At 72.2% G+C, this 13817-nt stretch carries 16 protein-coding genes; 7 read left to right on the top strand and 9 right to left on the bottom strand.

Translation table 11 applies throughout. The annotated features are described in order from the left end of the window. The first annotated feature begins 86 nt into the window (after nt 1-86). The 3 genes from ACIPC1_RS14770 (at nt 87) to ACIPC1_RS14780 (ending at nt 1807) form a co-directional block, all read left to right on the top strand. Nucleotides 87-653: a SigE family RNA polymerase sigma factor gene (locus tag ACIPC1_RS14770; RefSeq protein ID WP_402516820.1), complete on the top strand. Its 567-nt coding sequence runs from the start codon at nt 87-89 to the stop codon at nt 651-653. Next, complete coding sequence (locus ACIPC1_RS14775) at nt 643-1395, top strand: L,D-transpeptidase (RefSeq protein WP_402516821.1); 753 nt, start codon at nt 643-645, stop codon at nt 1393-1395. Before ACIPC1_RS14770 ends, ACIPC1_RS14775 begins: the two co-directional genes overlap by 11 nt. A 97-nt stretch (nt 1396-1492) precedes the next feature. Continuing rightward, a complete protein-coding gene (locus ACIPC1_RS14780; protein WP_402516823.1) occupies nt 1493-1807 on the top strand; it encodes a ribosomal protein L7/L12 in 315 nt (104 codons plus the stop codon). A 36-nt stretch (nt 1808-1843) separates the two neighbouring features. Here the strand turns inward: ACIPC1_RS14780 and ACIPC1_RS14785 are convergent, their stop codons facing one another. Both ACIPC1_RS14785 and ACIPC1_RS14790 read right to left on the bottom strand, forming a co-directional pair. Next, nucleotides 1844-2686 carry a hypothetical protein gene (locus tag ACIPC1_RS14785; RefSeq protein WP_402516825.1) on the bottom strand — a complete coding sequence of 281 codons (843 nt, stop codon included), beginning with the start codon at nt 2684-2686 and terminating at the stop codon, nt 1844-1846. 210 nt (nt 2687-2896) lie between these two features. Beyond that, complete coding sequence (locus ACIPC1_RS14790; RefSeq protein ID WP_402516826.1) at nt 2897-3136, bottom strand: hypothetical protein; 240 nt, start codon at nt 3134-3136, stop codon at nt 2897-2899. Nucleotides 3137-3505: 369 nt separating this feature from the next. On the opposite strand from ACIPC1_RS14790, the gene ACIPC1_RS14795 reads away from it, so the two are divergent. Together ACIPC1_RS14795 and ACIPC1_RS14800 are read left to right on the top strand one after the other, a co-directional pair. Continuing rightward, complete coding sequence (locus ACIPC1_RS14795; RefSeq protein WP_010986199.1) at nt 3506-3709, top strand: cold-shock protein; 204 nt, start codon at nt 3506-3508, stop codon at nt 3707-3709. A gap of 186 nt (nt 3710-3895) precedes the next feature. Beyond that, a complete protein-coding gene (locus tag ACIPC1_RS14800) occupies nt 3896-4180 on the top strand; it encodes an SCO5918 family protein (RefSeq protein WP_402516828.1) in 285 nt (94 codons plus the stop codon). A 16-nt stretch (nt 4181-4196) separates the two neighbouring features. Here the strand turns inward: ACIPC1_RS14800 and ACIPC1_RS14805 are convergent, their stop codons facing one another. The 3 genes from ACIPC1_RS14805 to ACIPC1_RS14815 all read right to left on the bottom strand — a co-directional run bounded on the left by ACIPC1_RS14805 (nt 4197) and on the right by ACIPC1_RS14815 (nt 6707). Continuing rightward, nucleotides 4197-5009, bottom strand: coding sequence for a hypothetical protein (locus ACIPC1_RS14805; RefSeq protein ID WP_402516830.1), 813 nt, complete (start codon nt 5007-5009; stop codon nt 4197-4199). Nucleotides 5010-5173: 164 nt separating this feature from the next. Further along, nucleotides 5174-5587, bottom strand: coding sequence for an ATP-binding protein (locus ACIPC1_RS14810; protein WP_402516831.1), 414 nt, complete (start codon nt 5585-5587; stop codon nt 5174-5176). Between the two features lie 193 nt (nt 5588-5780). Continuing rightward, on the bottom strand, nt 5781-6707 hold the full coding sequence (locus ACIPC1_RS14815; RefSeq protein ID WP_402516832.1) for an alpha/beta fold hydrolase: 927 nt from the start codon (nt 6705-6707) through the stop codon (nt 5781-5783). A 116-nt stretch (nt 6708-6823) separates the two neighbouring features. Here ACIPC1_RS14815 and ACIPC1_RS14820 point away from each other — a divergent pair, with 116 nt between their 5' ends. Further along, on the top strand, nt 6824-8983 hold the full coding sequence (locus ACIPC1_RS14820; RefSeq protein WP_402516834.1) for a BTAD domain-containing putative transcriptional regulator: 2160 nt from the start codon (nt 6824-6826) through the stop codon (nt 8981-8983). Between the two features lie 178 nt (nt 8984-9161). On the opposite strand, the gene ACIPC1_RS14825 is transcribed toward ACIPC1_RS14820, so the two are convergent. The 4 genes from ACIPC1_RS14825 to modA form a co-directional block, all read right to left on the bottom strand. After that, entirely contained in the window at nt 9162-9641 is a 480-nt protein-coding gene (locus tag ACIPC1_RS14825) for a cupin domain-containing protein (RefSeq protein WP_402516837.1), read from the bottom strand. Between the two features lie 50 nt (nt 9642-9691). Further along, a complete protein-coding gene (locus tag ACIPC1_RS14830; protein ID WP_402516839.1) occupies nt 9692-10762 on the bottom strand; it encodes an ABC transporter ATP-binding protein in 1071 nt (356 codons plus the stop codon). Nucleotides 10763-10953: 191 nt separating this feature from the next. Beyond that, nucleotides 10954-11781 carry a molybdate ABC transporter permease subunit gene (modB, locus tag ACIPC1_RS14835; protein ID WP_402517631.1) on the bottom strand — a complete coding sequence of 276 codons (828 nt, stop codon included), beginning with the start codon at nt 11779-11781 and terminating at the stop codon, nt 10954-10956. A gap of 80 nt (nt 11782-11861) precedes the next feature. After that, nucleotides 11862-12665 (bottom strand): molybdate ABC transporter substrate-binding protein, encoded by an 804-nt coding sequence (gene modA / locus ACIPC1_RS14840; RefSeq protein WP_402516841.1) that lies wholly within the window; start codon nt 12663-12665, stop codon nt 11862-11864. Nucleotides 12666-12828: 163 nt separating this feature from the next. On the opposite strand from modA, the gene ACIPC1_RS14845 reads away from it, so the two are divergent. Next, nucleotides 12829-13761, top strand: a complete 933-nt coding sequence (locus ACIPC1_RS14845; RefSeq protein WP_402516842.1) for a LysR substrate-binding domain-containing protein — start codon at nt 12829-12831, stop codon at nt 13759-13761. Nucleotides 13762-13817: the final 56 nt, after the last annotated feature.

The raw sequence follows: 13817 nt of genomic DNA on the forward strand, positions 1-13817 counted from the left end.
ATGTGCGACGTACGGGACCTGTACGCACGGCACCGACCGCCGGGTTGCACGGGACGTGGGATATTCCGGAAACTCCGGCGGGGGGCATGACAGAGGACGAGTTCGACGTGTTCTACGCGACCGCGTTCCCCCGGCTGACCGGCCAGCTCTACGCCTTCACCGGGGATCACGGCGAGGCACAGGACGTCGTCCAGGAGGCGTTCGTCCGCGCCTGGGACCAACGCCGGGAGTTCCTCCTCGACGGGGCGCCGGAGGCGTGGATACGGACCGTGGCGATGCGGCTCGCGGTGAGCCGCTGGCGCCGTGCGCGCCGCTGGCTGGAACTGGTGCGCAGGAATCCGCCGCCGCAGCACGTCCCCGGGCCCGACCCGGAACGCACCACCCTGGTCGCCGCGTTGCGCACACTGCCCGAACCGCAGCGGATGGCCCTGGTCCTGCACCATCTGTGCGACCTGAGTGTCGAGCAGGTAGCCTCCGAAACCGGCGCCCCCGTGGGGACGGTCAAGGCCCGGCTGTCCCGTGGCCGGGCGGCGCTGGCGCGGGAGCTCACGACGGACTCGACGGGCGGCGCGGGCTCGAGGGGCGGCGCGGGCTCGGCCGGTTCCTCCGGCTCGGTCGGCGAAGGGGAGCGGGAGGACGACCGTGTCCGATGAACTCACCTCCGAACTCACGGTGGAACTGCGCGAGTTGGCCGCCGCCGGTGAGACACCTCCGGCGCTGTCCGGCGCGGAGATCCGCGGCAGGGCGGTACGCCGCCGACGCCACCGCCGTACGGCTGCGACTGTCGTCGGCGCCTCAGCCGCGGCTGCGCTCGCCCTCGTCGTGGCGCTGAACCTGGGCGGCGGAGCCGCGGACCGGCACCCGTCCCCGGCGGGGAGCCCCACCGGAACGCCCAGCGTTCCCGCGACGCCGGACGCCACGGTCAACCTGTCCCGGCGGGTGGTCACCGTCGCGGGCCGCGAACTGCCGGTCTCCTCCGGCGCCTTGGAGACGCCCACGGCGGCGGGCCGGATGACGGTCACCGCCAGGGCGAGCACGAAGGTGATGCCCAGTGACGACATCGTCGGCCCGGGCTACGACCTCAAGGTCTCCTGGTTCATCGAACTCCTCGCCGCCGACGGCAGGACGAACTACATCGCCGCTCTCTCCTACGACGAGAAGGCCCCCGGCGTCTACGACCGCACGTCCGGCTGGATCGGCCTGCGCACGAGCGACGCGGAGTGGCTGTACGGGCAGCTGGCGGTGGGCTCGGTGGTCGACGTCGAGGGCACGGCGCCCACAGCGACGCCCGAGCTGTCGACAACACCTTCCGCGGCCACGCCCGAGCTGTCGACAACACCTACCGCGGCCACGCCCGCCGGAGACGCGACAGCACCGACGGCTACGCCGCCGTGACCTCCATCGCGCCGTTCTCGGAGGCCGAACGGGCCACGGTGCCTGGCCTGTTGGGCGGGGTGGGCGCGCGCGTCGTCGCCGCCTAGGATCCCGCACCATGGAAATGACAGGACTCCTGGTCGTCGCCGCGATCGTGTTTGCGAGTGTCGCGGGACTGGAAACCAAGCTCAGCCGGACCGACCGCAGAATCGCCCGGGTCGCAAAGAAGCTCGACCTGATAATCGGCCACCTCGGCATCCACGAGGACGATTCCGAGTTGGCGGAGGTGGCCGCGTTCCTGCGGGACGGCAAGAAGATCCAGGCGATCAAGGCCTACCGGGCGGCAACGGGTGCCGGCCTCAAGGAGGCGAAGGAGGCCGTGGAGCGCATGGAGCGCATGGAGAGCATGGAGAGCATGGAGAGCATGGAGTAGAGCCTGTTCCGAAGCCGGGACGAACTCTCGCTGTGGTCAGCCCTGTCGGGCGGAGGGACGGCCGGAGGGGCGGGCGGAGGGACGGGGTGCCGGGGACTTCTTCGCGAGGACGTCCTGGAGGCGCTGGGTGCCCAGTTCGATCGCCTGGTTCGTGAAGTCCTCCTCGGCGCCGCCGAGTCCGCCGTTGGTGAGGGAGACGGCCCGGTCGCCGACCCGCACGGCGGCGAAGTCCAGTGTCAACGTCGGGGTCTCGCCGTACGGATCGCCCTCACCGCTCATGGTCATCCGCAGTCCCTCGCGGGCGTCGCCCACACCGGGCAGTTTCGCCGGGACGACCGTCACCGTCTGCCGCCCGCCCCGGACATCGGTGGACGTGAACTCCGCGCACTTCACCGGCAGCGTCCGCAGCCAGGCCATCTTCGCGTCCACCTCCGCCGGTCCGCCGTACGCGGCCACCTGGTAGCGCAACTGCGCCTCGGTGTCGCTCTCGTCGAGGCCGACGACCGCGCCGGCGCCCTTCGGCTTCCCGAGCAGATCCTCGGCGTACAGGCCGTCGAGCAGCCGCTGACATTCCGCGACGTCCGTCCTGCCCTTGAGGAGACCGTCCCGCCAGGTCGCCCCGCCCTGCGTCGCCGACCACCGCTCGCCCAGTTCGGTGGGGCCGAGCAGGGCGTCCTGGGCCTGTGTGACGGTGAGCGAGGGGGTGGCGGACGCGGCGGGGGACGACGGGGCGGCGGGAGACGCCGTGACCCTTTCGTCGGTCGCCTCCTCACCGGGTTGCTCGAATACCGAGCAGGCGGACACCGACATCAGTACGCCCACCGTCAGCGCGGCGGCAAGAGCAGTGGAGGCGAGAACACGGGACGGGCGAGGGTTCATGGCGGGGGCCTCCTGAGAACGCGGCGGTTCCCCCACGCCACCACCGGACCTCCGCCCCCACCAGCGCACCGGTCCGTCCGGGTGAGTCCCGAGCCGTGGGGTGGGTCAGCCAGTCGGCACCAGGGTCTGGCGGGTGGGTCAGCCAGTCGGCACCCGGGCCCGGCGGGTCGGTCAGCCCACGGAGACGCAGGGCCCGCCGGGTCGGTCCGGTCAGGAGGCCGACACTCGGACCCGTCGGCTCCCGCACTTCCGGCACACCGCGTCGGTGAGCGGTGACCTGATGGCGGCACCGTCCTCGTCGACGTACTCCTGGGTGGTCTGTCCCGTCGGGTCGAGCGCGTCGAGCGGGTCGGTGAAGAACATCAGCCGGAACGTCGCCTGCCAGCTGTGCCCGCAGTTCCCGCAGGCGAACGCGAAGGTCTCCCGGACCGCGCCGGGCTCGGTCGTCATGCCCCCAGCGCACCGCGGGCGGCGGGGCCCGGCAAGTCGGGAGCGGGCTCGTCGGCGGCGCACGACAGGTGATCACTGCCTCCGACGGGGGTGAATATCTGTCCTGACAGACGGAGAAATTGGAGCGCAGTGCGGGGAGTTTCTTTATTCCCCCGAGGGGGGTGAGATAGTGCGCCCCCTCCGCGCCCGTCCCGTGCTAGTGTCGATATCAGTTGCAGTTGTGGTTCCCAAAGTCTTGGAGCTTGCTTTCCGGTCCGTACCGGGAAGTCGGCTTCTGAATATCCGGTGCTTATCCGGAGGGGGCAACATCGCGCAGACGCGGACCCACACAGTGTGGGTCCGCGAGCTTTGCCCCGAAGGAGATTTGACATGGCTACTGGCACCGTGAAGTGGTTCAACGCGGAAAAGGGCTTCGGCTTCATCGAGCAGGACGGCGGCGGCGCCGACGTCTTCGCCCACTACTCGAACATCGCCACCCAGGGCTTCCGTGAGCTCCAGGAAGGCCAGAAGGTGACCTTCGACGTCACCCAGGGCCAGAAGGGCCCCCAGGCGGAGAACATCGTCCCCGCCTAGTCCGGGACCCCCGCTGACGCCTGACTCCTGAGTCGGCCGACGCTTACAGGTGGCCGGGACCTGCACCCTGAGGTGCGGGTCCCGGCCACCTGCTTTTTGTTTATTCCCGCATTAAATTTCCGGCGAATTTCCCGTGACGCCGTGCCTGCTTTCCGGTGCTCGGAAACTTCCCTCGCGGAGGCACCCATGCGTTGTGTGATCGCCCGTTTCCCCTTCGACCTCATCAAGGGCGAGGTCGAGCACTCGATGGCGGACGTCCAGCCCGAAGCCGTCACCGGCGCGTCCGTGGTCATCGGTCCGCGTACCTACCCCGTCAAGCAGGTCGGCGAGATCATCACCCGGCAGGACCGCCGCGACTTCACCGAGTTCGAGGTGGCCCGCGCGCTCACCCGCCTCGGGTTCGTCTGCCGCACGGCCGCCGCGCCGACGCAGCCCCCCGCGCGCACCGACTGGACGGCCGAACCGGCGTAGTCTCCGCGCCCGTGCATCAGCTCCACGGCGCGCTCGGGACGCCTGCGCGAGCCCGGGTCTTCGCGAAGTCCACCGTTGCCTTCCGACCGGGGGCGACCTCGGCCGTGACCCGGCGCAGGTCGCCGGCCGCGTCGACGGAGTAGGTCGGGGCGAGCGCCGTGTCGACGGAGTAGGTCTGGGGGAGCGCCGAGGCTTCGGGGTGGGCGCTGCCGCCGGCCGGGGCGCGGGGCGCCAACCGCGGGGATTCGACGGGGAGCCGGGTGCTCGCGCTCGCCGGGCCGTCCGCGGCCACGGACACGCTCGCCGGGCGGTCCGCGGTCACGGTGAGCGCCAGACGCAGTGCCTGGTCCAGCGGAGCGGTGCCGTACGGATGGCGGGCCCAGTGGCCGGACTTCAAAGTGCTTGCCCGACGCGCCGCCTGGACGGCGGTGGTCACCGGACCCGGAGCGGCCGGTCTCGCCTTGGTGGCAAGGGTGCTGTCGGGGGCCGAAGCCGGGGACCCGGCCACGGCGACGCCCTCCAGGTCCCAGGCGAGCAGGCCCCGCATGATGTGGCCGTCGTCCGTCACCTCGTACACCCCGACCGCCCGATGCAGGCGATGGTCGGCCACGGCGCGCACCGTCACCGTCCCGCTCCCCGCGGAGGGGAGCCGCACGGTGACCTCCGAAGGGCCGGCGGCCGTGGATGTCCGGAACCGGGTCAGGGCCATCGCCGTGCGCCGGTCCTCGTCCGCGGAATCGGCACGCGAACCGGAGCCCGCGCTGTCGCCCCCGCTTCCTGTGATGAGCACCGCGGTCAGCGCAGCGCCCGCGACCGCCGTCGCTGCCACGGCCGACACCCGGACTTTCCGAGTACGGGGTACGCGCAGGACGCGGGAGATACGAGAGAGGCGCATGGTTCGTCTCTACATGCGCGTGGGGTGATCATCGGCCTACGCCGGTCGGCGGGCCGCGCCGCGTCACCCTCCCGGGCGCACACGGCCGGAACGGTCGCTCACACCGCCAGGACCGCGCGGACCGTCTTGCCTCCGAAGCCGGTGCTGACGACCTCAAGGCGATGGGCGAGCTGCTGGACCATCGCGAGACCGCGTCCGCTCTCCGAGTCGGTGTCCAGCCGGCCGACACTGGGCCGGCCGGGGCTGTCGTCGTGCACCTCCACCGTCACCTCGCCGTGCGCCAGCTGAAGGCGCAGCCGACAGCCGGTACGGCCGTGCCGGACGGCGTTCGCGACGAGTTCGGAAGCTATCAGCGTGGCGTCGTCCACCTGGTCGGCGGTCGGCGCGTCCATCCGCGGCCGGGTGAGGAACGCCGAGGTGAGTCTGCGGGCCCTCCCCGCCGACACTGCTGTGCGCGGCAGTGTGTACTCGACGCGGGCGGTCTGCCGGACGGCGCGCTCATGCGCACGCATGACACCTCACTCCCCTCCAGGACGGTCGGCATTCCCGGCGGTCGGACCCCCCGCCAACCGGGACCCGCGCGATACGGTGCGCGGCCGGTCCTGCCTACGGGTCATGCCCACGCTGAGTGATCCGCAACCGGCGTCCGACGTCACAAAGGCGCTAAAAGAGTTTCGGGGGGTACGGGGGATACGGGGGCGCCTGTCACGGGGTCCGGGTGAGCAGATCCCGTACCGCCTCGGTGACTTCGGCGGGTGCCTCCTCCGCCATGAAGTGGCCGCAGGAGACGGTGCAGTGGCGCAGGTCGGTCGCCCAGGCGGCCCACCGGGCGGCGGCGTCGAAACCGAGCGCCGCGCCCCAGTCCTGCTGAAGGACGGTGACCGGCATCCGCAGCCGGTTGCCGGACGCGCGGTCGGTCAGGTCGTGTTCGATGTCGATACCGGCGGAGGCGCGGTAGTCGGCGACGATTGACGGCACCGCCTCGCGGGAGGCCTTGAGGTAGGCGGCGCGGATGTCGTCAGGGATGGCCGCGGACTCCGAAGCCCGTGTCCACTGGTCGAGGAAGTGGCCGAAGAACGCGTCCGGCGCCGCGCCGATCAGTTGCTCCGGCAGACCCGGCGGCTGGGCCATCAGGTACAGGTGGAAGGCGACCGCGGCGGTCGTGCCGTGCAGCACGTCCCACATGTCCAGCGTGGGCAGCACATCGAGCGAGGCGAGATGGGTGACCGTGTCGGGGTGGTCGAGCCCGGCGCGGATGGCGACGAGCGCCCCCCGGTCGTGGCCGACCAGGGCGAAGCGGTCGTGCCCCAGTGCGCGGGCGAGCGTGACGATGTCGGCGGCCATGGTGCGCTTGGAGTACGTCGTCGGGGCCGCGTTCTCCGTGTTCTCCGCGGGCTCGGCCGGCTTGTCGCTGGCGCCGTAGCCGCGCAGGTCGGGGCAGATGACCAGGTGGTCGGCGGCGAGGTCGGCGGCGACGTGCCGCCACATCAGGTGGGTCTGCGGGAAACCGTGGAGGAGGACGACGGGGGTGCCGCCGGAGCCGCCGACGGCGACATTCAGGGACACGTCGGTGGCGACCGGGATGCGGTGGTAGGCGAAGCCCGGGATGGTCGGGGGTGTGCTCGGGGGCATGGGTTTCTGCCTCTCGGAGGGGTGCGGGAGCAGGACGTCTTGAGCTTGCCGGGCGTGAATCAGCGGTGAATCAGCGCGCGTACGGTGACGGGTGGGCGGCCGGAGAGGGTGGTGGCGTGGAGCAGCGGGTCGTTTTCGGGGTGCTCGGGGCCGTCGTGGCCGAGCGGGACGGGGGCTCGCTCGCGTTGAAGGGGCCGCGGCACCGGGCCGTGCTCGCCCGGCTGATCGTGGCCCGTCGGCGGGTCGTGCCGGTCGTCCGGCTGGTCGACGATCTGTGGGAGGACCCGTCGCCGGGCGCCGTGGGTGCGCTGCAGACCTTCGTCGGCTCGCTCCGCCGGGCCCTGGAACCGGAGCGGCCGCCGCGGGCGCCGGCTCGGCTGCTGGTCACCGAGGGGACCGGGTACGCCTTGCGTGCCGCGCCGGACGCGGTGGACGCGTGGCGGTTCGAGGCGGCTGTCGCGGATGCCGTGAAGCTGCCCGCAGAGGAGGCGCTCGGGAGGCTGGAGGAGGCCCTCGGGTGGTGGCGGGGGCCCGCGTACGTCGAGTTCGCGAGGGAAGGGTGGGCTCGCGCGGAGCGCGCCCGGCTGGCCGAGCTTCGGCTTCAGGCCGTCGAGGGGCGGGCTGCGGCTCAGCTCGCGCTGGGCCGTGCGGGGGAGGCGGTTGCCGATCTCGATGCGTACGTCGCCGAGCATCCCTGGCGTGAGGGTGCCTGGGGGCTGCTCTCCCTTGCGCTTTACCGGGTGGGGCGGCAGGCGGATGCGCTCGCTGTGCTGCGGCGGGCGCGGGTCGCGTTGGCCGACCAGTTGGGGCTGGACCCTGGGCCCGGGCTGCGGCGGCTGGAGGCGGACATCTTGGCGCAGGCGCCGGGGTTGGACGGGTGTGGTTCTTCGCCCCCTCCGCCCCTGCCCGTCCCTTCTTCCTGGGGCTCCGCCCCAGACCCCGCTCCACGAACACCGGAGGGGCTGACTCCAGCCCGTCCCGCGTGTGAGGACCAGGTCGTTCAGGCCGAACGGGGGTCTGGGGGCGGAGGGGGCGAAGAACCCCGCGGCCCGCACCTCGACGCCGCCGCGCAGGTCTGGACACAGGCCTCCGCCGCCTACGACCGTGCCGTCGGTGCGGGGCCGCGGGCCCGGCTGGAGTCGGCTGTCGGGCTGATGCGGAACCTCGCGGTGACCGGCGGCGGGGGGTTGGAGGCGGCGCGGGAGCACCGTATGGCGGTGGTCGCGGCGGCGGAGGAGACCGGTGACGTGGAGCTGACCGCCCGGGTGATCGGCGCGTACGACGTCCCCGCGATCTGGACGCGAGCCGATGACCCGGAGCTCGCCGAGCGCCTCGTCGCGGCGGCCGAGCGCACCCTCGCCGCCCTGCCGAGGGACCCGGCGTACGACGGGGCGCGTTGCCGCCTGCTCGCCACGATCGCGCTGGAGATGCGCGGTACGCACGCGCCCCGCGGACCGAAGGCCGCCCGCGAGGCGGAGGCGATCGCCCGCCGTCTCGACGACCCGGCGCTGCTGGTGTTCGCCCTGAACGGGACGTTCATGCAGTCCTTCACCCGGGCCGGCCTCGCCGCACGGCGGGACGGGATCGGCGCGGAACTGATCGCCCTGTCCGCCCGGCACGGCCTGACGACCTTCGAGGTCCTCGGTCATCTCATCCGGGTCCAGTCCCGCAGTGCCCTCGCCGACTTCCGTACGGCGGACGAACACGCCGCCGCGGCCGACCTCCTGGCGGAGCGTCATGACCTGCCGCTGGTGGGGGTGTTCACCGAGTGGTACGCGGCACTGCGGCTGGCGGCCTCGGATCACCGGGAACGGGCCGAGGCCGCGTACCGGGCCGCCGCCGCGCGGCTGGACGGCGCCGGGATGCCCGGCCTGGACCGCGGGCTCCTCGCCCTGGCCCTGCTGAGCCTCCGGGTGCCGCCGAGCGGCGCGGACCCGCACGCGGACTGGGGTCCGTACCGCCCCTGGGTCGAGCCGCTGGCCCTCCTGGAGGCCGGCCGCCGGGCGGAGGCGGCCGTCGCGCTGGATGCCGTGCCTGAACCGCCCCGGGACCTGTTGTACGAGGCCCTGACCTGCCTGGAGGCCAGCGCCGCGCTGGCCCTCGGCGACCACCGGGTTCTGGCCCGGACCCACGCCCGCCTCCGCCCGGCCACCGCCGAACTCGCGGGCGCGGCAAGCGGCTTGCTGTCACTCGGTCCCGTCGAGCACTGGCTTGCGCGGATCGAGACGGCACTGCGCGCTCCGGGGCGCCTACCGGACACCGGTGACGAAGGATGACGCCGGAGCTCGCGGCCCGCCCCCTTCTCGTCCGGAGCGTCAGTGCTCGGCAGAGTCCTCGGTGAACAGGTTCCAGTGGTCGGGTTTCCGGAACCTGGAGGGATCTTGGGCAGGGTGCCCGGCCGAGGGACTGGGATCACTCTTTCGTGGGTCGAAGAAACGTTCAGACCCGCGGTGCTCAGTCCCGGGAGTCGATGAGTCGGAAGTCCGCGTAGTCGAAGCCCGGCGCCACGATGCAGCTGACCAGGACCTCCTGGTCGGTTGCCGGGTGGGCGGACTGCCAGGTGCCGCCGGGGACGAGTGCCTGGAGGCGTTCGCCGTTCTCCACGTCCGGGCCGAGGCGGATGACTTCGGGGGCCTGGTCCGGCTGGTCGGCGTCGCCGCCGAGGAGGAGTTCCAGCGGGCCGCCGCGGTGCCAGAGCCAGAGTTCGTCGGAACGGACCGTGTGCCAGGCGGAGGTGTCGCCGGGGGCGAGCAGGAAGTGGATCGCGGTGGCCGCGGCGCGGGGGCCGGGGTAGCCGTCGGGGCGGAAGGTCTGCGGCGACCGCCATGTTTCGACGAACCAGCCGCCTTCCGGGTGCCGTTGCATGCCCAGCGCGGTGGCCAGCGCCGGGGTTTCGGGGGCGGGGGTCTCGGAATTGAGAGGGGTCGGTGTCACAGGGTCTCTTTTAGCGGATCGCGGGACTTGAGGGGGATGTTCCTGGCCGCTCACGCCGGATACGCGTGCGTCTGCGCTGCCTTCACGGTCGCCCAGACGGGCGCGCCGGGGTGCAGATCGAGTTCGGCGGCGGCGACGGTGGTGAGGTCGGCGGCCAGCGGGAGTTCGCCGGTGAGATCCGCGCGGATCTGGTCACCGTGCGTTTCCAGGCCGCCGACCTCGCAACTCCACAGATTGCGTGCGCTGGAGCCGGTCGGGCGTTCGCGGTGGAGGGTGACGGCGCTCGGCGGGAAGGCGACGAAGACGGGACCGGTGAGGTCCTCGGTCGTCGTGATCGCCGGGCCCGCGTCCAGCCGTACCGTGTGGCCGTCCGCCCGGCCCCGGTAGAGGTTGAGACCGACGAGCTGGGCGATGTAGTCGGTGCGCGGGTGGCGGGCGATGTCCGACGGGGTTCCGTCCTGGACCGCGCGGCCGTCCTCGATGACGACCAGCCGGTCCGCGAGCACCATCGCGTCCAGCGGGTCGTGCGTCACCAGTATGGCCACGGCCTCGAAGTCGGCGAGATGGCGCCGGAGTTGGGCCCGTACGTCCAGGCGGGTGCGGGCGTCGAGTGCGGCGAGCGGTTCGTCGAGCAGGAGCAGCCGGGGGTGGGTGGCCAGCGCGCGGGCGAGGGCGACGCGCTGGGCCTGACCGCCGGACAGCCGGCGGGGTTTGGCGCCCGCGTGGTCGGCCAGGCCCATCCGGTCCAGCCAGTCGGCGGCCTGGGCGCGGGCCTCCGCCTTCGACACGCCCTGGCAGCGCGGCCCGAAGGCGACGTTGTCGAGTGCGGTGAGGTGCGGGAAGAGCAGATAGTCCTGGAAGACGACGCCGACGGGACGGGACTCGGGCGGCGTACGGTCCAAGTCGCTGCCGTCCAGGCGTAGATGGCCGCCGGTCGAGAGCGGCGTGAGTCCGGCCAGGGCACGTAGTGCGGTGGTCTTGCCGGCGCCGTTCGGGCCGAGGAGCGCGACGACGTCGCCGGGGGCGGCGGTGAGCATGACGTCGAGGTGGAAGGAGCCGCGGTCGACGACGAGTCGGGTGTCGAGCCCCTTGTCGGACACGAGGGATACGTCGGTTGTCATGACGTCCCTGTCGTCCGGTGGTTGTGCGGGTTGGTCGGTACCGTGATCGGTGCGTCGGTTGTCATGACGTCCCTGTCGTCCGGTGGTTGTGCGGGTTGGTCGGTACCGTGATCGGTGCGTCGGTCGTCATGACGTCCCTGTCGTCCGGTGGTTGTGCAGGTAGGTCGGTACCGTGATCGGTGCGTCGGCTGTCATGACACCCCCGTCATCCAGCGGTCCCGCAGCCCCGCGAGGACCGCGATCGATACGGCGAGCAGCACCAGGCTCAGCGCGATGGCGGCGGCCGGGTCGTTCTGGAGGGCGAGGTACACCGCCAGGGGCATGGTCTGCGTACGGCCGGGGAAGTTGCCGGCGAAGGTGATCGTCGCGCCGAACTCGCCGAGCGCGCGGGCCCAGGCCAGTACGGAACCCGCCGCGACGCCGGGCGCGATCAGCGGCAGGGTGACCCGGCGGAACGCGGTGAAGCGGGAGGCGCCGAGGGTCGTCGCGGCTTCCTCGTAGCGCGGATCGGCGGCCCGCAGCGTGCCCTCCACGCTGATGACCAGGAACGGCATCGCCACGAACGCCTCGGCGACCACCACCCCCGCCGTGGTGAACGGCAGCGTGATCCCGAAGGCCGAGTCCAGCCACTGCCCGACGACACCGTTGCGGCCGAGGGCAAGGAGCAGCGCGACACCGCCGACCACCGGGGGCAGCACGAGGGGCAGCGTGACCAGGGCTCGTACGAGGCCGCGTCCCGGGAAGTCCGTGCGGGCCAGCAGCCAGGCGAGCGGCACGCCGAGGACGAGGCTCACCGCGGTCGCCGCCGTCGCCGTGATCAGCGACAGCTGAAGGGCCTGCCAGACCGCCGTACTGGTCAGCTGGTCGGGGAGGCTGCGCCAGGGGGCCCGTACGAGGAGGGCGACCAGGGGGAGCAGCAGGAAGGCCAGCCCCACGAGCGCGGGCAGGAGGAGAGGAAGCGGCACCCGGCCCCGGATGCCGGGCACTCGGGGGCGCTTGCCCGGTGGCCCGCTCCGCATCCCGCCCCGGACACGCCGGCGCCGCGGCCCACCGGTCAGGGTGTCGGTCGCGGCGTCGGAGCTGTCGGGGGCGGGCTCGGTCACGGCTTCAGGAACCCCGCCGTCGTCAGCACCTGCTGGCCCTCGGCGGACTGGACCAGCGCGATGAACGCCTTCGCCGCGGCCGCGTTGGGCGCGTCCTTGAGCAGGGTGATCGGGTAGTCGTTGATGGCCTCGGCCGACTCGGGGAAGTCCACGCCCTCCACCTTGTCACCCGCCGCGTTCACATCGGTCTTGTAGACGACGGCGGCGTCGGCCTCCTTCAGCTCCACCTTCGTCAGGGCGCTCTTGACGTCCTGCTCGTAGGAGACCGGGGTGAGCTTGAGGCCACTCGCGTCCAGCGCCTTCTGCGCGGCGGCGCCGCACGGGACGGTCTCGTCGCAGAGCACGACCTTGAGGCCGGACTTGGTGAGGTCCTTCAGGGAGGCGATCTTGTCGGGGTTGCCCGGCAGGGTCGCGATCTCCAGCTGGTTGCGCGCGAAGGTGACGGGGGTGCCGGACGCGTCCTTCGCGTCGGTCACGACCGCCATCGTCTTGGGGCTCGCGGAGGCGAACACATCGGCCGGGGCACCCCCGGTGATGCTCGCGGCGAGCGTGTCACTGCCGCCGAAGCTGAACGTCACCTTCGTACCGGGGTGGGCCTTCTCGAAGTCCTTGCCCAGCGTCGTGAAGCTCTCCTGGAGCGAGGCCGCGGCGAAGACGGTGACCGTCCCGGAGAGCTCAGGGGAGGCGGAGGCCGAGCTGTCCGACGACGACGATGACGACGTGTCGGAGTCGGAGCAGGCGCTGAGCGCCAGGAGCGCGGCGACGGTGCCTCCGGCGAGGCGTACGGAACGGGTGATCACAGGACTACTCCCTCGGGAAGGTATGTGCGGATCATACTTCCGCATATGCGAGCCATAAGTCTCCTGTCACTTTGCATGAGCCGTGTGATCAGCAGGTAGTCCTGGTATGTGCGTTCGTACCGAGGTCACCGTCGGCCGGGTACCGTCGTAGCGGAGGTGACTGATGCTGCTGCGTCAGCTGGAGTACCTGGTCGCGCTCGCCAGGGAGCGGCACTTCGCGCGGGCGGCGGCCGCCTGTTTTGTGTCGCAGCCGTCGCTGTCGGCCGCGATCCGGCGCCTGGAGCACGAACTGGACGTGCCGATCGTGCGGCGGGCCAGGCGATACGAGGGGCTGACCCCGGAAGGCGAGGTCGTCCTCGCCTGGGCGCACCGCATCCTCGCCGAACGGGACGCCCTGCGCCAGGAGCTGTCGGCGCTGCGCGGCGGTCTGACCGGCACCCTGCGGCTGGGCGTCGTCCCGACCGCGCTGCCCGCCGCCTCTCTCCTCACCAACCCGTTCTGCGAGCGCCACCCGCAGGCCAGGGTCAGCCTGGAGTCGCTGTCGTCCGCCGAGATCACCCATGGTTTCGCCGAGTTCGAGCTGGACGCGGCGATGACGTATCTGGACGACGACGAGCTGCGTCACGTACGACGGATTCCGCTGTACGAGGAGCGGTACGTGCTCCTCACTCCCGTCGACGGCCCGCTGGCCACCGCGTCGACGGCGCGCTGGGCGGACGCGGCGGCGCTGCCCCTGTGCCTGCTGAGCTCGCGGATGCGCAACCGCCGGATCATCGACGAGTGCTTCGCCGCCGACGACGCCAAGGCCGAGCCCGCGATCGAGTCCGACAGCGTGGCCGGCCTGTACGCCCATCTGCCGGGCGGCCGCTGGTCCAGCGTGATCTCGCACGCCTGGCTGCACATGTTCGGCGTACCGGAAGGGATGCGTGTGGTGCCGTTGAAGGGCCCAGCGCACGGACCGCGGGTGGGGCTCGTGGTGGCCGAGGGGGATCCGCAGTCCGTACTCGCGGAGGCGCTGCTGAAGGTGGCGCGGGAGGCGGGCGTGCGCGACGCGCTGGACACGCTGCTGCACACGTACCTGGAGGTACGGGAGTGAGACAGCGGCTGCCTGGACGGACCGCGGAGGCGGAGCGGCTGTCTGGACGGATCGCG

This window comes from Streptomyces sp. NPDC087263 (assembly GCF_044744645.1).
Taxonomy (GTDB): domain Bacteria; phylum Actinomycetota; class Actinomycetes; order Streptomycetales; family Streptomycetaceae; genus Streptomyces.